Source organism: Micromonospora sp. NPDC048930, assembly GCF_043197935.1.
Taxonomy (GTDB): Bacteria; Actinomycetota; Actinomycetes; order Mycobacteriales; family Micromonosporaceae; genus Micromonospora.
The window spans coordinates 185,165-209,448 of the sequence record NZ_JBICUB010000004.1; the positions used below are offsets into that span (position 1 = coordinate 185,165).

The 24,284-nt window shown below is 74.5% G+C and carries 20 protein-coding genes and 1 pseudogene; 13 read left to right on the forward strand and 8 right to left on the reverse strand.

Features of this window, described 5'->3' with window-relative positions; translation table 11 throughout:
- Nucleotides 1-13 precede the first annotated feature (13 nt).
- From ACGFI9_RS13000 to ACGFI9_RS13025, 6 genes are all read left to right on the forward strand, one after another.
- Nucleotides 14-832: a FadR/GntR family transcriptional regulator gene (locus ACGFI9_RS13000; RefSeq protein WP_393178147.1), complete on the forward strand. Its 819-nt coding sequence runs from the start codon at nt 14-16 to the stop codon at nt 830-832.
- A 63-nt stretch (nt 833-895) separates the two neighbouring features.
- Nucleotides 896-2,260, forward strand: coding sequence for a glutamine synthetase family protein (locus ACGFI9_RS13005; RefSeq protein ID WP_393178148.1), 1,365 nt, complete (start codon nt 896-898; stop codon nt 2,258-2,260).
- 123 nt (nt 2,261-2,383) lie between these two features.
- Nucleotides 2,384-3,739, forward strand: coding sequence for an aldehyde dehydrogenase family protein (locus ACGFI9_RS13010; RefSeq protein ID WP_393178149.1), 1,356 nt, complete (start codon nt 2,384-2,386; stop codon nt 3,737-3,739).
- Between the two features lie 5 nt (nt 3,740-3,744).
- Nucleotides 3,745-4,512: a 3-oxoacyl-ACP reductase gene (locus tag ACGFI9_RS13015; protein WP_393178150.1), complete on the forward strand. Its 768-nt coding sequence runs from the start codon at nt 3,745-3,747 to the stop codon at nt 4,510-4,512.
- Nucleotides 4,509-5,204, forward strand: coding sequence for a gamma-glutamyl-gamma-aminobutyrate hydrolase family protein (locus tag ACGFI9_RS13020; RefSeq protein WP_393178151.1), 696 nt, complete (start codon nt 4,509-4,511; stop codon nt 5,202-5,204). Before ACGFI9_RS13015 ends, ACGFI9_RS13020 begins: the two co-directional genes overlap by 4 nt.
- Before the next feature lie 208 nt (nt 5,205-5,412).
- Nucleotides 5,413-9,072, forward strand: coding sequence for a SpoIIE family protein phosphatase (locus ACGFI9_RS13025; protein ID WP_393178152.1), 3,660 nt, complete (start codon nt 5,413-5,415; stop codon nt 9,070-9,072).
- Nucleotides 9,073-9,113: 41 nt separating this feature from the next.
- On the opposite strand, the gene ACGFI9_RS13030 is transcribed toward ACGFI9_RS13025, so the two are convergent.
- On the reverse strand, nt 9,114-9,428 hold the full coding sequence (locus tag ACGFI9_RS13030) for an STAS domain-containing protein (RefSeq protein ID WP_393178153.1): 315 nt from the start codon (nt 9,426-9,428) through the stop codon (nt 9,114-9,116).
- A 95-nt stretch (nt 9,429-9,523) separates the two neighbouring features.
- Here ACGFI9_RS13030 and map point away from each other — a divergent pair, with 95 nt between their 5' ends.
- Entirely contained in the window at nt 9,524-10,381 is an 858-nt protein-coding gene (gene map, locus ACGFI9_RS13035) for a type I methionyl aminopeptidase (protein ID WP_393178154.1), read from the forward strand.
- Nucleotides 10,378-11,094, forward strand: a complete 717-nt coding sequence (locus ACGFI9_RS13040; protein ID WP_393178155.1) for a VIT1/CCC1 transporter family protein — start codon at nt 10,378-10,380, stop codon at nt 11,092-11,094. Before map ends, ACGFI9_RS13040 begins: the two co-directional genes overlap by 4 nt.
- Before the next feature lie 167 nt (nt 11,095-11,261).
- Here ACGFI9_RS13040 and ACGFI9_RS13045 read toward each other — a convergent pair whose 3' ends face one another.
- The 7 genes from ACGFI9_RS13045 to ACGFI9_RS13075 all read right to left on the reverse strand — a co-directional run bounded on the left by ACGFI9_RS13045 (nt 11,262) and on the right by ACGFI9_RS13075 (nt 17,781).
- Nucleotides 11,262-11,999 carry a nucleotidyltransferase domain-containing protein gene (locus ACGFI9_RS13045; RefSeq protein WP_393178156.1) on the reverse strand — a complete coding sequence of 246 codons (738 nt, stop codon included), beginning with the start codon at nt 11,997-11,999 and terminating at the stop codon, nt 11,262-11,264.
- Between the two features lie 169 nt (nt 12,000-12,168).
- Nucleotides 12,169-12,645 (reverse strand): nitroreductase family deazaflavin-dependent oxidoreductase, encoded by a 477-nt coding sequence (locus ACGFI9_RS13050; RefSeq protein WP_393178157.1) that lies wholly within the window; start codon nt 12,643-12,645, stop codon nt 12,169-12,171.
- Nucleotides 12,646-12,708: 63 nt separating this feature from the next.
- The gene (locus tag ACGFI9_RS13055) at nt 12,709-15,414 is read right to left on the reverse strand and encodes an FtsX-like permease family protein (RefSeq protein ID WP_393178158.1); all 2,706 of its coding nucleotides are present in this window, start codon (nt 15,412-15,414) and stop codon (nt 12,709-12,711) included.
- Nucleotides 15,411-16,133, reverse strand: coding sequence for an ABC transporter ATP-binding protein (locus tag ACGFI9_RS13060; RefSeq protein ID WP_393178159.1), 723 nt, complete (start codon nt 16,131-16,133; stop codon nt 15,411-15,413). The genes ACGFI9_RS13055 and ACGFI9_RS13060 overlap by 4 nt, the downstream gene beginning before the upstream one ends.
- Before the next feature lie 37 nt (nt 16,134-16,170).
- Complete coding sequence (locus ACGFI9_RS13065) at nt 16,171-16,752, reverse strand: PadR family transcriptional regulator (protein ID WP_393178160.1); 582 nt, start codon at nt 16,750-16,752, stop codon at nt 16,171-16,173.
- A gap of 70 nt (nt 16,753-16,822) precedes the next feature.
- Nucleotides 16,823-17,275, reverse strand: coding sequence for a ferritin-like domain-containing protein (locus ACGFI9_RS13070; RefSeq protein WP_393178467.1), 453 nt, complete (start codon nt 17,273-17,275; stop codon nt 16,823-16,825).
- On the reverse strand, nt 17,275-17,781 hold the full coding sequence (locus tag ACGFI9_RS13075; RefSeq protein WP_393178161.1) for a hypothetical protein: 507 nt from the start codon (nt 17,779-17,781) through the stop codon (nt 17,275-17,277). The genes ACGFI9_RS13070 and ACGFI9_RS13075 overlap by 1 nt, the downstream gene beginning before the upstream one ends.
- 174 nt (nt 17,782-17,955) lie before the next feature.
- Here ACGFI9_RS13075 and rimP point away from each other — a divergent pair, with 174 nt between their 5' ends.
- The 5 genes and pseudogenes from rimP (at nt 17,956) to ACGFI9_RS13100 (ending at nt 24,281) form a co-directional block, all read left to right on the forward strand.
- Entirely contained in the window at nt 17,956-18,642 is a 687-nt protein-coding gene (gene rimP, locus ACGFI9_RS13080; RefSeq protein ID WP_393178162.1) for a ribosome maturation factor RimP, read from the forward strand.
- Nucleotides 18,639-19,682, forward strand: coding sequence for a transcription termination factor NusA (gene nusA, locus ACGFI9_RS13085; RefSeq protein WP_393178163.1), 1,044 nt, complete (start codon nt 18,639-18,641; stop codon nt 19,680-19,682). Before rimP ends, nusA begins: the two co-directional genes overlap by 4 nt.
- Before the next feature lie 16 nt (nt 19,683-19,698).
- Nucleotides 19,699-20,035, forward strand: a pseudogene (locus ACGFI9_RS13090) (YlxR family protein).
- 93 nt (nt 20,036-20,128) lie between these two features.
- A complete protein-coding gene (gene infB / locus ACGFI9_RS13095; RefSeq protein ID WP_393178164.1) occupies nt 20,129-23,146 on the forward strand; it encodes a translation initiation factor IF-2 in 3,018 nt (1,005 codons plus the stop codon).
- A gap of 79 nt (nt 23,147-23,225) precedes the next feature.
- The gene (locus ACGFI9_RS13100) at nt 23,226-24,281 is read left to right on the forward strand and encodes a TRM11 family SAM-dependent methyltransferase (RefSeq protein ID WP_393178165.1); all 1,056 of its coding nucleotides are present in this window, start codon (nt 23,226-23,228) and stop codon (nt 24,279-24,281) included.
- The last annotated feature ends 3 nt before the right edge of the window (nt 24,282-24,284 follow it).

The window sequence follows — 24,284 nt, forward strand, 5'->3', positions numbered from 1 at the left end:
GAGGGGACGGCCGATGCGGGGCGACGCCGGGACTGTCGAGCCGGTGGCCACCGCCGCCCGGGTGGCGGGCGGCGAGCTGGTGTCGACGGGGGACGCGGGCGGGACAGCCGTACCGGCCCTTCCGGTGTGGCGTCCGGTGCGCGGCGGCAACGCCTTCGAGATCACCGTGGCGCGGCTCGTCCAGGCCATCAAGCTCGGCATGGTCCGGGTCGGCGAGCGGCTGCCGGCCGAGCGCGAGCTGGCCGAACGACTGCAGGTCAGCCGGGTCACCTTGCGGGAGGCGATCGCCGCCCTGCGGGACGCCGGCTATCTGGAGTCGCGGCGCGGGCGCACCGGGGGAACCTTTGTCGTGTCCGCGCTGCCCGCGCCCGGCGCCGGCGGTGGCCGCCCGGACGCGGGCGAGCTGGCCCGGGAGATGGGCGACAGCCTGCACGACGCGTTGGACTTCCGGCGGGTGCTGGAGTCGGGCGCGGCGGCCCTGGCGGCCAACCGCAGCCTGTCCGCGCCGGAGCGGCAGCATCTGGTCGCCGCGCTGGCCGCCTCCCGGGACCGCGATCCGCTCACCCGTCGCGTCTCGGACTCCCGCCTGCACCTGGCGATCGCCGCGGCCAGCGGCTCCCCGTCGTTGGCCGCGGCCATCGCCGACGTGCAGTTGACCCTCGACCGGCTCCTCGCCGCGATCCCGGTGATCGACCGCAACCTCGACCACTCCGACGCCCAGCACAGCCGGGTGGTCGACGCGATCCTCGGCGGCGACCCGGAGGGTGCCCGGTCGATGATGGAGGAGCACTGCGACGGTACGGCCGAGCTGCTGCGCGGGCTCCTCGTCTGAGCCGGACCGGCCATTGACGGATGCAAAGGTTCGGTAGTAGACCTTTCCTATGGAGGCTCGCCGATGAGGAAAGCTCCGCTCACGCTCGAACAGCTCCGGGTCGCGGTCGCCGAGGGCGAGATCGACACCGTGGTGCTGGCGCTGACCGACATGCAGGGCCGGTTGCAGGGCAAACGGTTCCACGCCCCCTACTTCCTCGACCAGGTGGTCGCGCACGGCAGCGAGGGCTGCAACTACCTGCTCGCGGTCGACGTCGACATGAACACCGTCGACGGGTACGCGATGTCGAGCTGGGCGCGCGGCTACGGCGACTTCGCGATGAAGCCCGACCTGGACACCCTGCGCCGGATGCCCTGGCAGCCGGGGAGCGCGCTGCTCCTGGCCGACCTGGAGTGGCTGGACGGCTCCGGCCCGGTGATCGCCTCGCCCCGGCAGATCCTGCGCCGGCAGCTCGACCGGCTGGCCGCCCACGGGCTGACCGCGTACGCCGGCACCGAACTGGAGTTCGTGCTGTTCCGCGACTCGTACGAGGAGGCGTGGCGGCGCGGCTACCGCGAGCTGACCCCGGCCAACCAGTACAACGTGGACTACTCGCTGCTCGGCACCGCGCGGGTGGAGCCGCTGCTGCGCCGGATCCGCACCGAGATGGCCGGCGCCGGGCTGACCCCAGAGAGCGCCAAGGGCGAGTGCAACCTCGGCCAGCACGAGATCGCCTTCCGCTACGACACCGCGCTGGCCTGCGCCGACCACCACGTCATCTACAAGAACGGGGCGAAGGAGATCGCCGCCCAGGAGGGCATGTCGATCACCTTCATGGCCAAGCCGAACGCCCGGGAGGGCAACTCCTGCCACATCCACTTCTCGTTGCGCGACGCCGACGGGCGCTCGGCCATGCTCGGGGACGGGCCGGCGCACCTGTCGACGACCGGCCGGCGGGTGCTGGCCGGGCTGCTCGCCACCATGCGCGATTTCAGCCTCTTCTTCGCCCCGAACGTCAACTCCTACAAGCGCTACCAGCCGGGCTCGTTCGCCCCGACCGCGCTGCGCTGGGGCACCGACAACCGCACCTGCGCGCTGCGGCTGGTCGGCCACGGCCAGGGGATGCGGGTGGAGAACCGGGTGCCCGGGGCGGACGTCAACCCGTACCTGGCGATCGCGGCGCTGGTGGCGGGCGCGGTGCACGGCATCGAGCGGGAGCTGGAGCTGGACGACGAGTGCACCGGCAACGCGTACGACGACGGCAGTGCCGAGCGGGTCCCGGCCACCCTCCGCGACGCCCTCGCCCTCTGGGCGGGCTCCACCCTCGCCGAGGAGGCGTTCGGCCCCGACGTGGTCGCCCACTACGCCAACCAGGCCCGCGTCGAGCTCGCCGCCTTCGACGCCGCCGTCACCGACTGGGAACTGGTCCGTGGCTTCGAACGCCTCTGACCCGGCCCGCCCGCCGATCTTGCACTTACGGTTGCCGGTCCGGGCGGGTAGGCCGGAAATGTCGGCACCACAACTGCAAGATCGCCCGCTCGGAGCGGGCCCGCGCGGAGAGGGGTGGGGCGCGTGACTCGGGTGGTCAACCCGGCTGACGGGGAGGTGCTGCGGGAGGTGGCGGCGACCTCGGCGGAGGAGACGGATGCGGCGATCGGGCGGGCGAGCCGGGCGTACGAGACGTGGCGGAACGTGGCGCCGGGGGACCGGGCGCGGCTGCTGCGGCGGTTCGCGGCGGTGGTGGACGCCCACCTGGAGGAGCTGGCGCTGCTGGAGGTGCGCAACGCCGGGCACACCATCGGCAACGCCCGCTGGGAGGCGGGCAACGTCCGCGACGTCCTCGACTACTACGCGGGCGCGCCGGAGCGGCTGACCGGGCGGCAGATCCCGGTGCCCGGCGGCCTCGACGTCACCTTCCACGAGCCGCTCGGCGTGGTCGGGGTGATCGTGCCGTGGAACTTCCCCATGCCCATCGCCGGCTGGGGGTTCGCCCCGGCCCTCGCGGCCGGCAACACGGTGGTGCTGAAGCCGGCCGAGCTGACCCCGCTGACCGCGCTGCGCCTGGCCGAGCTGGCCCTGGCGGCCGGCCTGCCGGAGGGCGTGTTCACCGTCCTCCCCGGACAGGGCGGCGTGGTGGGCGAGCGGTTCGTCACCCACCCGGCGGTCCGCAAGGTCTGCTTCACCGGCTCCACCGAGGTCGGCACCCGGATCATGGCCGGCTGCGCCGCCCAGGTGAAGCGGGTGACCCTGGAGCTGGGCGGCAAGTCCGCGAACCTGGTCTTCGCCGACGCCGACCTGGCGAAGGCGGCGGCCACCGCGCCGTACGCGGTCTTCGACAACGCCGGCCAGGACTGCTGCGCCCGCTCCCGGATCCTGGTCCAGCGCCCGGTGTACGACCGCTTCCTGGAGCTGCTCGAACCGGCCGTGCGCGCCTTCCGGGTCGAGGACCCGGCCACCGAGAGCGCCGAGATGGGCCCGCTGATCTCCGCGGGCCACCGGGACCGGGTCGCCGGGTACGTCGACGGGGCGAAGATCGCCTTCACCGGTTCCCGCCCCGACGGCCCCGGCTTCTGGTACGCCCCGACGGTGCTGCTCGCCGAGTCCCCGGCCGACCGGCACTGGCGCGAGGAGATCTTCGGCCCGGTGGTCTCGGTGCTCCCGTTCGACGACGAGGCGGACGCGATCCGGCTGGCCAACGACACCGAGTACGGCCTCTCCGGCTCGATCTGGACCCGGGACGTGGGCCGGGCGGTCCGGGTGGCTCGGGCGGTGGAGTCCGGCAACCTCAGCGTCAACTCGCACTCCTCGGTGCGCTACTGGACCCCGTTCGGCGGGATGAAGCGTTCCGGACTGGGCCGCGAGCTGGGGCCGGACGCGCTGCACGCCTTCACCGACGTCAAGAACGTGTTCATCAGCACGGAGGAGTGAGCAGAGTGCAGGGTCGATTGACGGACCGGGTGGCCGTGGTGACCGGCGCGGGCAGCGGGATCGGGCTGGCCACGGTGCGGCGGTTCGCCGCCGAGGGGGCGCGGGTGGTCTGCGCCGACATCGACGCCGACGCCGGCAAGCGGGCCGCCGAGGAGGTGGGCGGGGAGTTCGTCGCGGCCGACGTGGCCGACGAGGCGAGCGTGCGGGACCTCTTCGACGGGGTGGCCGACCGGCACGGGCGGGTGGACGTGGCGTTCAACAACGCCGGCATCTCGCCGCCGGACGACGACTCCATCCTGGACACCGGGCTGGACGCCTGGGAGCGGGTGCTGCGGGTCAACACCACGAGCGTCTACCTCTGCTGCAAGTACGTCATCCCGCACATGCGCCGGCAGGGCAAGGGCTCGATCATCAACACCGCGTCCTTCGTCGCGCTGATGGGCGCGGCGACGTCGCAGATCGCGTACACCGCGAGCAAGGGCGGGGTGCTGGCGATGACCCGGGAGCTGGGCGTGCAGTTCGCCCGGGAGGGGATCCGGGTCAACGCGCTCTGCCCCGGCCCGATCGCCACCCCGCTGCTGCTGGAACTCTTCGCCAAGGATCCGGAGCGGGCGGCCCGCCGGCTGGTGCACGTGCCGATGGGGCGGTTCGGCCAGCCGGAGGAGATCGCCGCCGCGGTGGCCTTCCTGGCCAGCGACGACTCGTCCTTCATGACCGCCGCCCAGTTCGTGGTGGACGGCGGGATCACCGGCGCCTACGTCACCCCCCTGTGACCAGGCGACCGCTGATCGGGATCAGCGCGTACGTCGAGCCGGCCGGCTGGGCGGTCTGGCGGGACGTCCCGGCGACGCTGGTGCCGCAGGCGTACGTCCGGGCGGTGACCGCCGCCGGCGGTCGGGCCGTGGTGCTGCCCCCGGACGACGCGGACGCGGACGTGCTGCGGGTGCTGGACGGGCTGCTGCTGGCCGGCGGCGCCGACGTCGGCCCGGAGCGGTACGGCCAGCCGCCCGACCCGCGTACCGAGAGCCGGCCGGACCGGGACGCCGGCGAGCTGGCGCTGCTGGCCGCCGCGCTCGCCGCCGACCTGCCCGTGCTCGGGGTGTGCCGGGGGATGCAACTGCTCGCCGTCGCCCACGGTGGCACGCTCCACCAGCACCTGCCCGACGTGGTCGGCCACGACGGGCACCGCCCGGCGCCCGGGGTGTACGGATCGCACCCGGTCCGGTTCGCCGCCGGCAGCCGGGCCGGGGCGGTGATGGCCGGGGTGGAGCGGGTCAACTCGTACCACCACCAGGGGGTGGCGGACCCGGGCAGCCTGACCGTGACCGGCTGGGCCGACGACGGGGTGGCGGAGGCGGTCGAGGACCGGGCCCGGCGGTTCCTGCTCGGGGTGCAGTGGCATCCGGAGAACGACCCGGACCCGCGTCCGGTGACCGCCCTGGTCCGGGCCGCGGCCGGCGGCTGACCGGGAGCACGGACCCGCAGCTTGTGACAACGGTCGGGCGCCGACGCCGCCCGACTCGCCCTCCGGCGACGGTTACGCCAGGATGAGACGAAGGTAACCAGCGACGACGAGCGGCCGTGCGTTACGTTGCTCCTCCGTCCGGGTAGCGGACAGGGTGGCCGGCGTAGCTGCGCCGGCCGTCGCGGACAAGGCCGGAGCAGGAGGCTGCATGGGCTCGGCCCAGGGGGGCGAGGACGGCTATCCCACGTCCTCGGGGACCGGCGCGACGGCGCTCCCACCGCTGCTTGCCGCGGCGTTCGCCGCCGGCGGCGAGATGGGTGAACGGCTGCGCTCCTTCGACTGGTCGACCACCCCGCTCGGCTCCCCGCACGCCTGGCCACCCGCGCTCGCCCAGGCGATGAGCACGATGCTCTCGTCGCGGGCGCAGATGGTGGTGTTCTGGGGCGCGGATCATCTCGCCTTCTACAACGACGCCTACCGGCCGACCATCGGCGACAAGCACCCGGCGGTGATCGGGCAGCCCGCCCGTGACTACTGGGCCGAGACCTGGGACGTCCTCGGGCCGCTCCTCGACGGGGTACGCCGCACCGGCGTGCCGTACCGGGGCGAGAACCATCCCTTCGTGCTGAACCGGCACGGCTTCCTGGAGGACGTCTACTTCGACGTCTCGTACGACCCGATCCGCGACGCCGACGGCAGCGTCAACGGGGTCCTCTGCTTCGTCAACGAGACCACCGGCCGGGTGCTCGGCGAGCGCCGGCTGCGCACCCTGGCCCAGCTGGGCACCGAGCTCGCCGACGTGCAGGGCATGACCGAGCTGGGTCGGGCCGTCGTGCGCGTGCTCGACGCGCACCGGTCGGACCTGCCGTTCGGCGCGATCTGGCTGCCCGACGAGACCGGCGCCCCGGTGCTGGCCGGCTGCACCGGGGTGGCGCCGGCCGCGGTCGCCATCGGGCCGCCCGAGCCGGGCGCCGCGGGGAGCCGGACTCGTTGGGTGCCCGTCGCCGACCTGCTCGGCGAGGTGCCGCCGGACGCCGCCGACCATGCCCTGGTGATGCCGCTCACCACCACCGCCACCGAGCCGGCCGGCACGCTGCTGCTCGGGGTGGCCCGCCGGCTGCCGTTCGGTGACGACTACCGCGACTTCGTCGACCTGGTCGCCGCCCAGGTCTCCCGGGCGGTCCACCAGCAGCGGGCGTACGAACAGGAGCGGGCCCGGGCCGCCGAGCTGGCCGCGCTGGACCGGGCCAAGACGAACTTCTTCGCCAACGTCAGCCACGAGTTCCGCACCCCGCTCACCCTGGTCCTCGGCCCGCTGGAGGACCTGCTCGCCGACCGGGCCCTGCCGGCCCCGTACGCCGAGCGGCTCGGCATGATGCACCGCAACGCGTTGCGGCTGCTCAAGCTGGTCAACACCGTGCTGGACTTCTCCCACCTGGAGTCCGGCCGGCTGACCGCCCGCTACCAGCCCACCGACCTGGCGGACTACACGTCCCGGCTGGCCAGCACCTTCCGTTCGGCCACCGAACGGGCCGGGCTGCGCCTGGTGGTCGACTGCCCGCCGCTGCCCGCGCCGGTCCACGTCGACCGGGACATGTGGGAGAAGATCGTCCTCAACCTGCTGTCCAATGCCGTCAAGTTCACCTTCGACGGCGAGATCCGGGTCCGGGTCCGGGCCGGCGACGGCGTCGCCGTGCTGGAGGTGGCCGACAGCGGCGTCGGCATCGCACCGGAGGAGCTGCCGCACGTCTTCGAGCGGTTCCACCGGGTGTCCGGGGGACGCTCGCGTACCCACGAGGGCACCGGGATCGGGCTCGCCCTGGTCCGCGAGCTGGTCGAGATGCACGGCGGCACGATCGAGGCGCGCAGCGTCGTCGACGAGGGCAGCACGTTCACGGTGACCGTCCCGTTCGGGTACGGACACCTGCCCGCCGACCAGGTGGCCGCGCTCACGCCGGAGCCGCTCGCCGAGCCGGAACAGGCTCGGCTCCACGTCGCCGAGACCGCGCTCTGGGCCGACGGGGCGGCCCCGCCCGGCGGCCTGCCGGAGCCGACCGCCGTGCCGGCCGGGTCGGGCCGGATCCTGCTCGCCGACGACAACGCCGACCTGCGCGAGCACGTCAGCCGGCTGCTCGCCCCCGCGTACGAGGTGGTCGCCGTGCCCGACGGGGTGGAGGCTCTGCGGCTGGCCGTCGACACCCCGTTCGACCTGGTGTTGGCCGACGTGATGATGCCCCGGCTGGACGGCTTCGGCCTGGTCACCGCGTTGCGCGCGGACCCGGTCACCCGGCACGTGCCGATCGTGCTGCTCACCGCCCGGGCCGGTTCCGCGGAGGAGGTCGCCGGGCTGGCCGTCGGCGCCGACGACTACCTGACCAAACCCTTCTCCAGCCAGGAGCTGATCGCCCGGGTCCGGGCCAACGTCGAGCTGGGCCAGCTGCGCGGCCAGATCATCCGCCGGCTGCGCGCCCTCGCCGACGCGGCGGTCGAGATCAACACCGCCCGGACCACGGCCGACGTCGTACGGGTCGCCGCCGGGCACGCGCTCAGCCTCGCCGAGGCCGCGCGGGTGGTGGTCACCGCCACCGGCGCGCGGTACGAGGCGGACGGCGGTGGCGACGCGCCGGTCGAGCCGTCGGCGGTGCTGCCGCTGACCGGGACCACCGGCGAGCAGTTGGGCGAGCTGCGGGTCTGGCGTACGGAGGAGGGCGGCACGGAACAGGCCGCGCTCGCCGAGCTGGCCCGGCTGATCGGCGTACGGCTGGAGAACGCCCGGCTCTACGAGGCCGAGCACCGGATCGCCACCACCCTCCAGCACAGCCTGCTGCCGCGGACGCTGCCGCAGCTGCCCGGCGCGGTGGTGGCCAGCCGCTACCTGCCCGGCAGCGCCGATGTGGAGGTCGGCGGCGACTGGTACGACGTGATCCGCACCCCGGACGACGAGCTGGTGCTGGTGATCGGTGACGTGGTGGGCAAGGGCGTCCGGGCCGCCGCCGCCATGGGCCAGCTCCGCAACGCGCTGCGCGCGTACGTGCTGGAGGGCTTCGCCCCGGGCGCGGCGCTGACCCGGCTCAACCACCTGGTCGGCTCCACCGAGGGCGGCTCCTTCGCCACCGTGGTCTGCCTCTGGTTCACGCCGGGCACCCGCCGGCTCCGGTACGCCAGCGCGGGCCACCCCTCACCCCTGCTGATCCAGGGTGACGAGGTGGCGTTCCTCTACGACCACGCCCTCGGCCCGCCGGTCGGCGCGATCCCGCGGGCCGAGTACCGCACCGTCGAGGGAGAACTGGCTCCCGGCGGTCGCCTGCTGCTCTACACCGACGGCCTGATCGAGGACCGGCAGGTCGGCATCGACGCCGGCCTGAGCCAGCTCCGGCTGGACGCGACCACCTGGAGCGAGCACGTCGCCGACCTGGTCGACGCGGTGCTGGAGCGGGTGGCCGGGCGGGCCCGGCACGACGACGTGGCGGTGCTCGCGCTGGAGGCGGCCGAGGTGAACCGGTTCGCCCTGCGCTTGCCGGCCGACCCGACCCGGCTCAGCGTGCTGCGCAAGCGGCTGGAGGACTTCCTCGTCGCCCACCACGTCGGCGAGACCGACCTGTTCGACCTCACCGTGGCGATCTCCGAGGCCGCCGCGAACGCCATCGAACACCCGGTCGCCCCGGCCGAGGCGATGATCGGCGTCGAGGTGACGATCGAGGACGGTACGGTGACCGCCACGGTCCGGGACAGCGGACAGTGGCGGGAGTCGACCGGATCGAGCTTCCGGGGTCGCGGGCTGGCGCTGATCCAGGCGCTCGGCGACCTCTCGGTGACCCGGACCGACCAGGGCACCGAGGTCACCCTGCGTCGCCGGCTGGCGGACTGATCTCGGGCGCCCTCTCGGGGCCGCTCGGACGGCCCGGTCACTCAGGCGGGCAGCAGCCAGTCCTGCTCGCCCAGGCCGGAGACCTCCAGCACCCGGCGTACCTGGCGGGAGGGGAGCACGGCCAGCGTGCCCGGGAACCGCTGGGCCAACCGGACCACCGCGTGGATGGCCGCCGAGTCGAAGAAGGTGACCGACCGCAGGTCGAGCGTCACGTGCCGGGCGGGTTCGCGGAGCGCGGTCTGGAACATGGTGTCGGCGGTCGCCATGTCGACCTCGCCGCTCACCACGACACGGAGGTGGTCACCGTCGACCTCCGCGGTCGCGGAGAAGACGGGAGGTATGCCCCCTTGATCCACGGAGCAACAATGGCACAGCGGTTGCGGCCCGGCAACAACCCGGCCGAGCCCGCCGTGGCGCCGGTCACCCCGACCGGCGGCGATAGGCTGTGGTCATGACCGTCCGTGCGCCGCTGACCCCTGGCACGCTCTCCCCGTGGCGAGCGGTGCCCGCCCACATCCCGCGCCCCGAGTACGTGGGGAAGAAGCGTCCGCAGGAGTGGCGCGGCTCGCACGTGCAGACCCCGGAGACCATCGAGAAGATGCGGATCGCCGGCCGGCTCGCCGCCCAGGCCACCCAGCTCGCCGGCGAGCACTGCAAGCCGGGGGTGACCACCGACGAGATCGACAAGGTGGTCCACGAGTTCCTCTGCGACCACGGGGCGTACCCGTCGACGCTGGGCTACAAGGGCTTCCCGAAGTCCTGCTGCACCAGCCTCAACGAGGTGATCTGCCACGGCATCCCGGACTCGACGGTGCTCCAGGACGGCGACATCATCAACGTCGACGTCACCGCGTACATCGGCGGGGTGCACGGCGACACCGACGCCACCTTCTGCGTGGGCGAGGTGAGCGAGGAGGCCCGCCTGCTGGTCGAGCGGACCCACCAGGCGATGATGCGCGGCATCAAGGCGGTGGCCCCGGGTCGGCAGATCAACGTGATCGGCCGGGTCATCGAGTCGTACGCGAAGCGGTTCGGCTACGGCGTGGTCCGCGACTTCACCGGCCACGGCATCGGCGAGTCCTTCCACAGCGGCCTCTACGTGCCGCACTACGACAGCCCGCGGCCCACCGACGTGATGGAGCCGGGCATGACCTTCACCATCGAGCCGATGATCACCCTCGGCACCCACCAGTACGACATGTGGGACGACGGCTGGACGGTGGTCACCAAGGACCGCAAGTGGACGGCGCAGTTCGAGCACACGATCGTCGTGACCGACGACGGCTACGAGATCCTGACCCTGCCGTGACGGAGACCCCGGCGGCGCTGCGCGAGGCGCACCACGCCGACGTGTCGGGCGGCTGGCTCCGCCCGGCCGTGTTCGGCGCGATGGACGGACTGGTCACCAACATCGCCCTGATCGCCGGTGTCGGCGGCGGCGGCGTCTCGCCGCGCAGCGTCGTCCTCACCGGCACCGCCGGCCTGGTCGCCGGGGCCATCTCGATGGGGCTGGGGGAGTACACCAGCGTCCGCTCGGCCAACGAGCAGGTGGCCGCCGAGGTGGCCAAGGAGCGGCGCGAGCTGGAACGCCACCCGGAGGCGGAGGCCCGCGAACTGGCCGACGCCTGGGTGGCCCGCGGCCTGCCCCGGGACCTGGCCATGCAGGTGGCCGACGCGGTCCGGCGCAACCCGGAAGAGGCGCTGCGGATGCACGTCCGGGAGGAGCTGGGCATCGACCCGGACGAGCAGCCGAGCCCGTGGGCGGCGGCCATCTCGTCGTTCCTCTGCTTCTCGGTGGGCGCGCTGGTGCCCCTGATCACCTACCTGCTCGGCTTCACCAGCCTCTGGCTGGCGCTCGGCGTCGGCGGGGTGGGCCTCTTCGTGGCCGGCGCGGTCGTCGCCCGGTTCACCAACCGGGCCTGGTGGTCCAGCGGCCTGCGCCAGCTCCTGCTCGGCGCCCTGGCCGCCGGCGCGACCTACCTGGTCGGCAAGCTGATCGGCATCCAGGGCGGCATCGGCTGACCCCACTGACCCCCCACCACCCCCGCCCGCCCACGCCACCTCCGCCCGCCGCGCGCCCCGCGCCGCCCCCGTCCGCGCTGATTCACGGAAAGAGTGGCCATCCGCAGCGGAGAAGCCACTCTTTCCGTGAAACAGGGCGCACCGACGGGCGGTGGGGGGTGGGCGGGTCAGCTGGTGAGGAGGTCGTCGACGGTGCCGTCGACGGGGCGGCCCCGGGCGGCCAGCTCGTCGGCCTGCCGGGCCAGCACCGTGCCCACCTCGGTCATGTCGGCGCCGGCCAGCCCGGTACGCCGGACCGCGTCCCCGGGGTCGCGGAAGTAGGTGCGGCTGAACAGCCCCTGCACGGTGGCCGCCGCGAGGCGGGCCTCGCCGAGCATCAGCAGCGCCTGGTCGGTCTCGTACCACTCGGCCAGCCGCAGCGCCCGGGCGTGCGCCGCGCTGCCCCGGTACCAGGCCTGGCGGGCGGCGGCGGTGAACTCGGCCGGGCGGGCCCGGGCCAGCCGGGCCAGGTGCTCGTCGCGCAGGGTACGTAGCCAGCCGGTCGGGTCGTGCAGCGCGCGGGTGGTGACGTACCGGTCGGCGGTCAACGGCCAGAGCGGGGTGATCGTGCGGGCCTGCCGCAGGTAGTCGTCGGCCGCGGCGACGGTCAGGTCGACCAGCACCCCGTCCACCCGCCGGGTGGCCGGGGCCGGCCCGCCGCCCGCCCGGTAGGTCACCAGCAGCAGCCCCACCTCGCCGTTCCCGCCGCCGTCGTCGTCGCCGTGGGCCAGCGGGCCGTGCACCGCCACGGCGAGGAGGTCGGCCGGGAACCGGCGCAGCGCCCCGTCGCTCACCCGCTCGGCGACCCGCCACCGGGGATCGTCCAGGTGCCGGTCGGTCTCCAGTTCGGCGCCGCTGGCGTCCACGGCCCACCTCCGTTCGCCACCGTCCTCACCCTAGCCAGGCGACGCCGGCCCGCCCGTACGCCGCGCCCGGGGGTGAGGTCGGGCTCGAACCTGGATCGAGTGGTGTCGGGCGCGCTCCGATGCCACTGTTCCCGCATCGCACACGATCCGGCCGGCCGGGCGCGACGGGTCAGGTCGTGGGGGCGGTGGGGACCAGGCGGAAGACGCGGATCTCCCGGCCGCCGGCCCGCTCCACGTACGTCCGGTAGGCCGGCCACTCGGCGACCAGGCGGGCGAAGAGGTGCTCCCGTTCGTCGCCGCTGATCACCTCGGCGCGCACCGGGATCCGGCGCCCCCGGACGTCGACCTCGGCGGCAGGCTGGGCGAGCAGATTCAAGGACCAGGCCGGCTGGTGCTGCTGCCCCCAGTTCGAGCCGATCACCACGTACGCGTCGCCGTCCGGCACGTACAGCAGCGGGTTGCTGCGTGGCTTGCCGGAGCGGCGGCCGGTGGTGGTGAGGACCAGGGAGGGCACCAGCCCGAACGCGACCACCCGGCCCTTGGTCAGCCGGCCGACCAGCCGGTCGGCGGGGACGAGCAGGCGCAGGGTGGCGGCGAACCACTTCTGGTGCCCGAGGCGGCGGGTGAGGGTTACCAGGGCGGACACCCGCCCAGTGTGCCGGCCGGCGACCCGCCGCGACATCCCCTGGGCGGTCGCGGCGCGCAGCGGCTAGTCCAGCCGGCGTTCCACCGGCAGCCGGGACCGGGTGAGCAGCCCCGCCCCGAGCATGGCCACCAGCGGCACCACCACCAGCACGGCGACGGTGAGCCCGGGCACCACGAGCGGGTACGGATCCTGCACCGGCCACGCCTGCGCGTACCGGCGGTTGAGCGAGACCAGGATGATGGCCGCCGAGCCGAGGCCGGCGACCAGCCCGAGCACCGACCCGAGTACCGCGATCACCCCGGCCTGGCAGAGCGACAGCACCCGGCGTACCCGGGGATCGGCCCCGACCGCAGCGAGCGTGGAGAGGTCCCGGCGGCCCTCGGCGGCGGCGAGGCCGGTGGCCACCCCGGCCGCGCCCAGCGTGATGATCCCGGCGCCGATGGAGAGCAGCAGCAGCAACGGTCGCTGGTCCGACCGGTAGTCCTCCTCCACCTGCACGCTCAGGTCGGCGAGCGGGGCCAGTTCGGCGGTGAGCCGGTCCCGTTGCGCCGCGCTGGGCGGCCCGGCGGTGTCGACCACGTAGCCGTACTGCTCGGCGACCAGCCCGACCGCGGTCGCCGCCGCCGGGGAGAGGACGAGCCGGTCGACCGGCAGGCCGCCGCGCAGCACGTACCCGGGCAGGGCGGCGGTGGCGATGGGCGGCGTCTCGGCGGCGGCGTGGTTGCCGGTGACCGTCACCCGTCCGTCCACCAGGAACCGGGGGTCCGTGACCACCACGCCGCCGGCCCGCAGGACCCGGGTCGCGCCGGCGATCTCCGCCGCCGGGGCGTCGGTGAGCGCGGACAACGCCGCCCCGTCGTCGACGAACGCGGGCTGGTAGATGCCGTCCGGTTCGCGGTATCTCCGGACGCAGCGCGGGTCGGCCAGGGCGCGGGCCCGCTCGGCCCCGGTGACGGCGTCCTCCGGCCCGTACGGGCAGCGGCGCTCGGGCGGCAGCACCGCCGACGCCAGGCAGAAGTCCTCCGCGGACGCCGGTTTCGCGCACGCCGGCACGGCCAGCGGGGCGACCGTCGCGGTGGGCAGCACCACCCCCACCCGTTCCGCGACGTCGCGGGCCGGCGGCAGCGGGCCGTCCGCCGGGCCGCCCGTGCGCAGCAGTTGCATGTTGCCCGGGGGCAGGCCGGGCTGCCACTGCGCCCGCTGCCGGGCCTCGTCGCTGGCCACGTAGACGCCGAGGGCGACGCTCCCGGCCACCGCCGCCATCACCGCGGAGATGGCCGGCGCGGCGGAGGAGCGGTTGCGGCTGGCGTCGCGCAGCGCGAGCCGGGGGGTCAGCGGCAGCAGCCGGCCCGCCCTGGCGAGCAGCCCGATCAGCGTCGGGGTGCCGAAGACCAGACCCAGCTCGCCGAGGACCACGCCGGCCAGCACCACGGTGGGGGAGGTCCGGGAGGCGCCGAGCGCCGCGACGGCGGCCCCGACGACGGTGAGCAGCACCCCCAGCACCAGCCAGCGGCGGCGGTGCCGGGGCGGCTGGCGCCGGCCGGCCAGCCCGGCCACCACGTCCTGCCGGGCCGCGGTCCAGGCCGGGGCCAGCGCGGCCAGCACGCCGGCCAGCACCGCCACCACGGCGATCGCGGCCAGGGCCGCCGGGAAGATCCGGTACCCGCCGAACCGGGCGGACACCACGTACTGCTCGACCAACGGGCGGCCGGCGAATGCGGCGCCGACGCCGAGCAACAGGCCGAGCACCGCCCCGCCGGCCCCCAGCACCACCCCGTCGGCGAGCACGATCCGGCGCAGGTGCGCGGCGTCCCCGCCGGCCACCGCGACCAGGGCGAGGTCCCGGCGGCGCCGGCGTACGCCGACCGCGAAGGCGGGGCCGACCAGCAGCACCACCTCCAGCAGGCCCAGCCCCCCGACGAGCACCGCGTTGCCGGTCTCCTCCGCGTCGGGCAGGTTCGGGCCGGTGGCGATCTCGTCCCGGCCGGGCAGCGGGGCCCGGCCGCCGACCACGATCCCGCGCGCGTTGAGCCGGTCCACCAGCGCCCGGTCCACCGGCCCGGGCAGATCGACCAGCCAGCTCTCGTCCGGCGGCTCGAGCGGCCCGGGTGGCGTCTCCGGCCGCAGCGTCACCAGCTCCCGCAGGTCGTCCGGGAACTCCACCGTCCCGACCACCCGGTACGTCGTGCCGTCGGCGGTGCGCACCGGGTCGCCGAGGCGTACGCCCAGCCGGCGCTGCGCCTGCGGGCTGACCGCGATCTCGTCGGGCGCGGTCGGCCGCCGGCCGGCACGCAGGGTCGCGAGGGGGCGCGCGATCGGGTCGGTGAGGTCGACGGCCCGCGCGTCGATCGAGCCGATCTTGTCGCCGAGCCGGAGTTCGAACGGCGCCCACCACCGGACCCGGGTTAACCGGCTCCCGGCGGGCAGCAGGCCGGCGATCTGGTCCGCGGTGACGGGTCGGGTCCGGGGCACGCCCGGCTGCTCCCCGGCCGGCCAGTAGCTGCTGCCCCAGGCATCCTGGACCTGCGCGTTCTCCGCCACCCAGCGCAGCTCGACGTCGGCCGCCCCGAGCCGCCGGTCCAACTGCTCCGCCCGGCTCAGCTGCGCCATGTCGTAGCTGGCGGCGGTGAAGCTGAGCCCCAGCACGGGCAGCGCGATCATCGCCAGCACCAGCGCCGTACGCCCCCGGGCCCGGCGCGCCTCGCGTCGGGCGATCCGCAACGCGGCGCGCCACGAGCGGAGCGCGGCGGCGAGCCGGCCCCGGCTCACCGCCCGCTGCCGCTGAGCAGCTGCTCGACACCGACCAGCGGCGCGGTCGAGTCGACCAGGTCCCCGTCCCGCAGGAAGACCACCCGGTCGGCCCACCCGGCGTGCCGCGCCTCGTGGGTGACCAGCACCCCCGCCGCGCCGGCGTCCACCCGGCGGCGCAGCAGGTGCAGCACCGCCTCCCCGGTCTGCGAGTCGAGCGCGCCGGTGGGTTCGTCGGCGAGCACCAGGCGGCGCTCGCCGACCAGCGCCCGGGCGATCGCCACCCGCTGCTGCTGGCCGCCGGACATCTGGTCGGGGAAGCGGTCGCCCAGCCCCGCCACGCCCACCTCGTCCAGCGCGGCCAGCGCCGACCGGCGGGCCGCCCGGACGCCGACGCCGTCCAGTTCCAGGGGCAGCGCGACGTTCTCCACCGCGGTGAGGCTGCCGAGCAGGTTCAGGTCCTGGAAGACGTACCCGATCCGGCGGCGCCGCAGCCGGGCCAGTTCGCGTGCGCTCAGCGCGCCGAGCGCCTCCCCCTCGACCAGCACGTCCCCGCGGGTCGGCCGGTCCAGCCCGCCCGCCAGCGCCAGCAGGGTCGACTTGCCCGAGCCGGACGGGCCCATCACCGCGACCAGCTCGCCGGCTCGGACGGTCAGGCTGACCCCGCGCAGGGCGTGCACGGCGGCCTCCCCGGCGCCGTGGGTCCGGTGCACGTCGCGCAGCTCCAGCACCACGCTCACCGCGGTCCCTCCGTCTCCCGCCGGACCCGCCCCGGGCTCACCGGCGGGCCGCCTCGTCGGTCCGGTCCACCGCCTCGGGAAGGCCGGCCGGCCGGCTCGGCGCGGGACGGTAGCGGACCAGGCTGGTCTCGCAGTGGTCGAGCCAGCGGATCTCCGCCTCGGCCTGGAAGATCATCGCGTCCAGCACCAGCCGCCAGGGCAGATCCTCCGGCTTGTCGCTGGCGTACTTCAACCGGGTCAACTCCTGCAGCGCGCGCATGGTGGCGCTGCGCTGGGTCTGCACCACCGCGCGGACGTCCACGCCGGGGGTGGTGAGCGCCAGGGCCAGCTTGATCGACAGCTCGTCCCGGGGCCGGTCGGCACGGCTGATCGGGGTGGCGAACCAGAGCGCCAGGTCCGCCCGCCCGGCATCGGTGATCTCGTACGGCCGCTGCCCGCCCTCGCTCTCCGGCAGCGAGCGGACCAGGCCGTCGCGCTCCAGCCGAGCGAGGGTGGTGTAGACCTGTCCGATGTTCAGCGGCCAGGTGGAGCCGGTCGACTCCTCGAACGCGGCGCGCAGCTGGTAGCCGTACATCTGGCCGCGTTCGAGCAGGGCGAGCAGGCCGTGGCGGATGGACATGGCGTGGAGTATGCATACCTGGTATGCGGGCCGCAACCGGAGCGATCCGCCCCGTGACGGGCCGTTCGGCTCAGACGGGGCGTCCGGGGAACGGGATCGTGATCGGGGTCACGCCGGCGGTGCGCCGCCAGCGGGTGGCCCGCAGCGCGCAGTCCGTCAGCGCGGCGAGCGCGCGGTTCCGGTCGGCGCCGGTGGTGTGCGGCAGCGCCGCCCGCCAGTGGCCGGCGGTCCGCTCCTCGACCTCGACCGCCAGCCGGAGCGCGCTCGCCCGGTCGGTCACCGGGTACGGCAGGGCGTACCCGGCCTGGTCGGGCGGGACCTGGCCGCCGTTCGCGCTGAGCTGGAGGATCAGCGCGTCGCGGCGGGCCCGGTGCGCCGCCTCCGCGTTCCGGGCGGCCTGGCGTGCGCTGTCGGCGAGGTGCACGCCGATCACCCCGTACGCCCAGATCGCCGCGTACTCCGCGGTGAGCGCGTCGGCGAGGGCCTGGGTCGGCCCGCTGCTGGTCGGTGCCCGGTGCGGGATCACTTCAGCGCCTCCACGTGGGTCGCCCGGGCCGCGGCGATCGAGCCGAGCAGCGCGGCCCGGTCGGCCGGCGCGGCGGCGCACGCCTTCGCCGCGTTCTCCCGGCCCTGCTGTTCCGCCTGGCGCAGCTCGGCGAGGACGCCTTCCGGGTCGGTGGCGGTCAGGGTCGGGGTGGCGGCGGGGGAGCCGCTGGGGGCCGCCCGGCCGATCACCTTGCGCAGCTCCTCGGCGTGCGCCCGGTGCGCGTCGGCGATCGCGGTGAGCCGGTCGGCGAGGGCCGGGGCGGCGGCGACGGCCGCCCGCTGCCGGGCCTCCAGCGCGGCCGACTCGGCCGCGAGCGGTTCGAGCGGGTCCGGGGGCGGTGAGTTGTTCCCTCGGTCGAAAGGATCACAGCCGGTCAGCGGCACGGCGGCGCCGCCGAGCGCGACCAGCGCCCCCGCGCGCAGGAGATTTCGCCGGGAATGCCCCGGACCACCCTGATGCTGTGTTGTCTTGCCCGTCGCCACCGGACAAGTCAACACCATCGGCGCCGCCTCGTGGGCCAGTGGCGTCGGTGCGCCGCCGGGTCCGGCGACCCGCCCGCGCGTTACGCTCTGCGCAGCCACCGGGCGCATACGCCCCGGTGGCGTGCCGGCATGGCGGGCCGAGCGGCCCGTCCCAGGAGCAGAAGGGTGTGCCAGATGACGCAGCGTGGCCGTGCCACCAGACCGACGGGGCCCTCCGGGCGACCCCGCCGGTCCGCCGGGCCCCGTGCCGGGGACCGGAGCGGCGCGCCGCGTGGCGATCTGGCCGCCCGCCGGGCCCGGCTGCGCGAGGTGATCGAGCCCGTGGTCACCGCCGCCGGGTACGACCTCGAGGACCTCTCCGTCTCCCGCGCCGGTCGCCGGCACGTCGTCCGCGTGATCGTGGACGCCGACGGCGGGATCAACCTGGACGGCGTCGCCGACGTCTCCCGGGCGGTCTCCGCCGCGCTGGACGCGGCCGAGGAGGCCGGCGGCGACATCGTGGCCGGCGAGTACCAGCTGGAGGTCAGCTCCCCCGGCGTGGACCGGCCGCTCACCCTGCCGCGGCACTGGCGGCGCAACGTCGGCCGGCTGGTCAAGGTGACCGTGCGCGGCGCGGCGGGGCTGCCCGAGCAGCGCACCGCCGGGGACCGGCAGCTCACCGGCCGGGTGGTCGAGGCGGACGACGAGCGCGTGGTGCTGGAGACGGACGCCGGCCGGGTGGCACACCCGTACGCCGAGCTCGGACCCGGTCGGGTCCAGGTGGAGTTCAGTCGCCTGGACGAGATCGACGAAGCGGACGAGTTCGGCGACGACACCGACGAAATCGACGACGATGATGATGTGGAGGACGAGGAGAGGTGAACATCGACCTCGCGGCGCTGCGCGCACTGGAGCGCGAGCGGGAGATCCCGTTCGACACCATCCTCGCGGCGATCGAGACCGCGTTGCTGACCGCCTACCGGCACACCGACGGCGCCGAGCCGCACGCCCGGGTGGAGATCGACCGCAAGACCGGCGCCGCCTCGGTGTACGCGCAGGAGGTGGACGCCGACGGCGCGGTGGTGCGGGAGTGGGACGACACCCCGCACGACTTCGGCCGGATCGCCGCCATGACGGCGAAGCAGGTGATCCTGCAGCGGCTGCGGGAGGCCACCGACGAGGTGCACTTCGGCGAGTACGTCGGCCGCGACGGCGACCTGGTCACCGGGGTGGTGCAGGCGCACGAGGCGCGCGCCGAGAAGGGCATCGTCAGCGTCGACCTGGGCAAGCTGGAGGGCGTCCTGCCCCAGTCCGAGCAGGTCCCCGGCGAGCGGTACGCGCACGGCGAGCGGATCCGCTGCGTCGTGGTGCACGTGGCCAAGGGAATGCGCGGCCCGCAGATCACGTTGTCCCGATCGCACCCCGCGCTGGTGAAGAAGCTCTTCGCCCTCGAGGTGCCGGAGATCGCGGACGGCACCGTGGAGATCGGTGCGATCGCCCGTGAGGCGGGTCACCGTACGAAGATCGCGGTGCGCTCGACCGCCCCGGGCGTGAACGCCAAGGGCGCCTGCATCGGCCCGATGGGCCAGCGGGTCCGCGCGGTGATGAGCGAGCTGCACGGCGAGAAGATCGACATCATCGACTGGTCGGACGACCCGGCCACCTTCGTCGGCAACGCGCTCTCGCCGGCCAAGGCGCTCCGGGTCGAGGTGGTCGACCTGGCCAGCCGGACCGCCCGGGTCACCGTCCCGGACTTCCAGCTGTCGCTCGCGATCGGCCGGGAAGGGCAGAATGCCCGACTTGCTGCCCGCCTGACCGGTTGGCGGATCGACATCCGGTCCGACGCCGAGCAGGCCGGCGGGGCCGGTCGGAGCGGAGCTGATCACGTACCCGAGCCGGGCGGCGCGATCTCGAACAGCTAGGGGTAGACTTCCTCCAGTGGCACGACGCGCGCAACCGGAGCGCACCTGTGTGGGCTGTCGGAGGCAAGCGCCGGCCAGCGAGTTGCTGCGGATCGTCGCGGTCGGCGACGAGGCTGGTCATTACAGCCTCCGGCCCGATCCGGCCCGCAGACTGCCGGGTCGGGGAGCGAGCATGCACCCTGATCCGGCCTGCTTCGCGCAGGCAGTGCGGCGCCGCGCTTTCGGGCGGGCACTGCGCATCACCGGGATCATCGATCACGGTGCGCTGGCGGAGCACATTGACGCGCCAACCTCTACGTCCGGTCAGCCCGACCGGACGAGAGATCGCTAGCAAGGTAGGACGACCAACATGAGCACACGATGAAGTCCCTGAAATGACCAGGCTTCAAGTGCACGAGTGAGGTCGCTGCGGGTGCTGCCCGCACGACCTCGGAGTGAGGAGTGCAGTGGCAGGAAAGGCCCGCGTACACGAGCTTGCTAAGGAGCTCGGGGTCGAAAGCAAGACCGTTCTCGCCAAGCTGAAGGAAATGGGCGAGTTCGTCAAGTCCGCGTCGAGCACCGTCGAGGCGCCTGTCGCCCGACGGCTGCGTGGCGCCTTCGTCGCGTCCGCCGGTGGCCCCTCGGCGCCGGCTGCCCCGGCGTCGGCCGCCCCGAGCCCGCCGTCGGCCGCCCCGAGCCCGGCGCCGACCCCGACGCCGTCCCCAACCCCGGGTGCCCCCCGGGTCTCGGCCAAGCCGATGCCGCCCCGGCGGCCGGCCGGGCCGACCCCTGGACCGAAGCCCAAGGGCCCGGTCCCCGGCCCGCCGCAGCCGGCGACCCCGATCGCCAAGCCGGCGAGCGCGCACGACATCGAGGTGGCGGCCGCCGAGGCGCGCGCCGCCGCGCTGAAGGCTGAGCAGGAGGCCGCGGTCAAGGCTGCCCAGGCCGCCCGCCAGCAGCAGCGCGAGAACGTCCGCCGGGAGCCTCCGACCGAGGGTGGCCCCCGTCCGGGTCCGCGCCCGGGTCCGGGCGCCGTGCCGCCCCGTCCGGGTTCCCCGGCCGCCGGTCGTCCCGGCGCGCCGACCCCGGGTCCGGGCGGTCGTCCGGGCGGGCGTCCGCCGGCGCGCGGCGCCGGCAACAACCCGTTCGGCATCCAGGGCGGCCAGCAGCAGCGGCCCCCGGCCGCCGGTGCCGGCGGCCCCCGTCCGAGCCCGGCCGGCATGCCGCCGCGGCCCAGCCCGGCTTCCATGCCGCCGCGGCCCAGCCCGGCCTCCATGCCGAGCCAGCGCCCCACCACGGGTCGCCCCGGCGGTCCTGGTGGCGGTCGTGGCGGTCCCGGTGGCGGCGCCGGTCGCCCCGGTGGCGGCGGCGGCTTCCGCGGCGGTCCCGGTGGCGGCGGTGGCGGTGGCTTCCGCGGCGGTCCCGGTGGCGGCGGCGGTGGCGGTGGCTTCCGCGGCGGTCCCGGTGGCGGCGGCGGTGCCGGTGGTGGCTTCCGTCCGGGTGCCCCGGCCGGTGGTGCCGGTCGTCCGGGTGGTGGCGGTCGTGGCCGTGGCGGCGGCGCCGCGGGTGCCTTCGGGCGTCCGGGTGGCAAGCCGACTCGCGGTCGCAAGTCCAAGAAGCAGCGCAGACAGGAGTTCGACAACCTGTCGGCCCCGACCATGTCCTCGGGTGCTCCCCGTGGTCAGGGTCAGGTCGTCCGGCTGTCCCGTGGCGCCTCGCTGTCGGACTTCGCCGACAAGATCAACGCCAACCCGGGTTCGCTGGTCCAGGAGATGTTCAACCTGGGCGAGATGGTGACCGCGACCCAGTCGTGCTCCGACGACACCCTGCTGCTGCTGGGTGAGCACCTCGGCTTCGACGTGCAGATCGTCAGCCCGGAGGACGAGGACCGCGAGCTGCTCGCGCAGTTCAACATCGACCTCGACGCGGTGGTGTCGGAGGACCGCCTGGTCAGCCGGCCGCCGGTGGTGACCGTCATGGGTCACGTCGACCACGGTAAGACCAAGCTGCTCGACGCGATCCGCAAGGCGAACGTCGTGGCCGGCGAGGCGGGTGGCATCACCCAGCACATCGGCGCCTACCAGGTCCACGTCCCGCACGACGGCGAGGACCGGGCGATCACCTTCATCGACACCCCGGGTCACGAGGCGTTCACCGCCATGCGTGCCCGTGGTGCCCAGGTCACGGACATCGTGATCCTGGTGGTGGCGGCCGACGACGGCGTGATGCCGCAGACCATCGAGGCGCTCAACCACGCCAAGGCGGCGGACGTGCCGATCGTGGTCGCGGTCAACAAGGTCGACAAGCCGGAGGCCAACCCGGACAAGGTCCGCCAGCAGCTGACCGAGTACGGCCTGGTCGCCGAGGAGTACGGCGGCGACACCATGTTCGTCAACGTGGCGGCCAAGCCCGGCATCGGCATCGAGGACCTCCTGGAGGCCGTGCTGCTGACCGCCGACGCGTCGCTGGAGCTGACCGCTCCGATCGACGGGCCGGCGCAGGGTGTCGCGATCGAGGCGCACCTGGACAAGGGCCGCGGTGCGGTGGCGACCGTGCTGGTGCAGAAGGGCACCCTGCGGGCCGGCGACTCGATCGTCGCCGGTGGGGCGCACGGCCGGGTCCGGGCCATGCTGGACGAGAACGGCAAGCCGGTCGACGAGGCCGGTCCGGCGCGTCCGGTCATGGTGCTGGGTCTGACCACGGTGCCGGGAGCGGGTGACACCTTCCTGGCCGCCGAGGACGACCGGACCGTGCGGCAGATCGCTGAGCAGCGGCAGGCGCGACGGCGGGCGGCGGCATTCGCCAACTCCCGTGGCCGGGCCACCCTCGAGACGCTCATGGAGCAGCTCAAGGAGGGCGAGAAGACCTCGCTCAACCTGGTGCTCAAGGGCGACGTCTCCGGTTCCGTGGAGGCCCTCGAGGACGCGCTGTTCAACCTCGACATCCCGGAGGAGGTCCAGCTTCGGATCATTCACCGGGGCGTGGGTGCGATCACCGAGAGCGACGTCATGCTCGCGAGCGCCTCGTCCGAGGCGGTCACGATCATCGGCTTCAACGTGCGGGCCGCCAACAAGGTCCGCGAGATCGCCGACCGCGAGGGCGTGGAGATCCGGTACTACACGGTCATCTACCAGGCCATCGAGGAGATCGACGCCGCGCTCAAGGGGCTGCTCAAGCCGGAGTACGAGGAGGTCGAGCTGGGGACCGCGGAGATCCGCGACGTCTTCCGCTCGTCCAAGATCGGCAACATCTCCGGTTGCATCGTCCGGTCCGGCCTCATCCGCCGCAACGCCAAGGCGCGGCTGCTGCGGGACGGGGCGGTCGTGGCGGACAACCTCACGATCAGCTCCCTCAAGCGGTTCAAGGACGACGCGACGGAGGTCCGCGAGGGCTTCGAGTGTGGTCTGACGCTGGGCGGTTTCAACAACGTCCAGGTCGGCGACATCATCGAGACCTTCGAGATGCGGGAGAAGCCGCGCGCCTGAGCGGCGTGAACGACCGGCGACGGCCGGGGCCTGCGGGCCCCGGCCGTCACCGTCTCCGGAGACTGCGACAATCTCCGGCGTGCTCAGGTACGCGTTGCTTCTCGCCCCCTCCACCAACCGCGTCTACGCCGACGCCGCGGGCCGGCTGGCCCGGGCCGAGCTGGAGATCTTCGCCGGCTCGGGAGTGCTCGACGCGGCTCCCGTGGACGCCGCCGTGGAGCGGATCGGCGGGGTGGAGTACCTGACCTTCGCCGCATCCGACCCCGGCCTCGGCGGGCGGGATCTGGCCTACCTGGCCAACCTGTCGGCGGCGTACGCGTTGTTCGAGCGGGTGGGGGACGACCTGCTGCGCCCGGTGCCGCTGTCTCCCCTCGCCCGGTACGACTCCGACCTGATCACCATCCCGAAGTACGCCGGCAAGACCAACGAGCAGTTCACCCGGCTGCTGCTCAACGCCACCCTGCTCGCCTCCGCCTCGGCCGGCGCGATGCTGGACCGGCAACTCGTGGTCCTCGACCCGCTCTGCGGCCGGGGCACCACCCTCAACCAGGCGCTGATGTACGGCTACGACGGCATCGGCGTCGAGCACGACAGCAAGGACGTCGACGCGTACGGGGCGTTCCTGCGTACCTGGCTGCGGCGCAAGCGGCTCAAGCACACCGCCGAGACGGTGCCGGTCCGCCGGGACCGCAGGCTGGTCGCCCGGCGCTTCGAGGCGGTGCTGGCCCCCTCCCGGGACGAGCACCGGGCCGGGGTCACCCAGCGGGTCACCGTGCTGCACACCGACACCACCCGGGCCCGGGAGGTGCTCCGCCCCCGCTGTGCCGACGTGATCGTGACCGACGCCCCGTACGGGGTGGCCCACGGCAGCCGTACCGAGCAGGGCCTGTCCCGCAGCCCACTGGACCTGCTCACCGCCGCCGTGCCGGTCTGGCGGGAACTGCTGCGCCCGGGCGGGGCGCTCGGGCTGTCCTGGAACACCCACGTGGCGCCCCGGGCCGCCGCCGAGGCGGTGCTGGCCGGGGCCGGCCTGCGGGTGGTGGACGGGCCGGGCTACCTCGGTCTGGCGCACCGGGTCGACCAGGCGATCGAGCGGGACGTGCTGGTGGCGGTCGCCCCGGCCGAAAACGGGTGACCG

What these genes read in the sequence shown, in the direction of transcription:
- rimP (WP_393178162.1), top strand. Translation starts at nt 17,956, where the DNA reads ATGACGCAGCGTGGCCGTGCCACCAGACCGACGGGGCCCTCCGGGCGA.
- ACGFI9_RS13005 (WP_393178148.1), top strand. Translation starts at nt 896, where the DNA reads ATGAGGAAAGCTCCGCTCACGCTCGAACAGCTCCGGGTCGCGGTCGCC.
- ACGFI9_RS13000 (WP_393178147.1), top strand. Translation starts at nt 14, where the DNA reads ATGCGGGGCGACGCCGGGACTGTCGAGCCGGTGGCCACCGCCGCCCGG.
- ACGFI9_RS13065 (WP_393178160.1), bottom strand. Translation starts at nt 16,752, where the DNA reads ATGTCCATCCGCCACGGCCTGCTCGCCCTGCTCGAACGCGGCCAGATG.
- map (WP_393178154.1), top strand. Translation starts at nt 9,524, where the DNA reads ATGACCGTCCGTGCGCCGCTGACCCCTGGCACGCTCTCCCCGTGGCGA.
- ACGFI9_RS13025 (WP_393178152.1), top strand. Translation starts at nt 5,413, where the DNA reads ATGGGCTCGGCCCAGGGGGGCGAGGACGGCTATCCCACGTCCTCGGGG.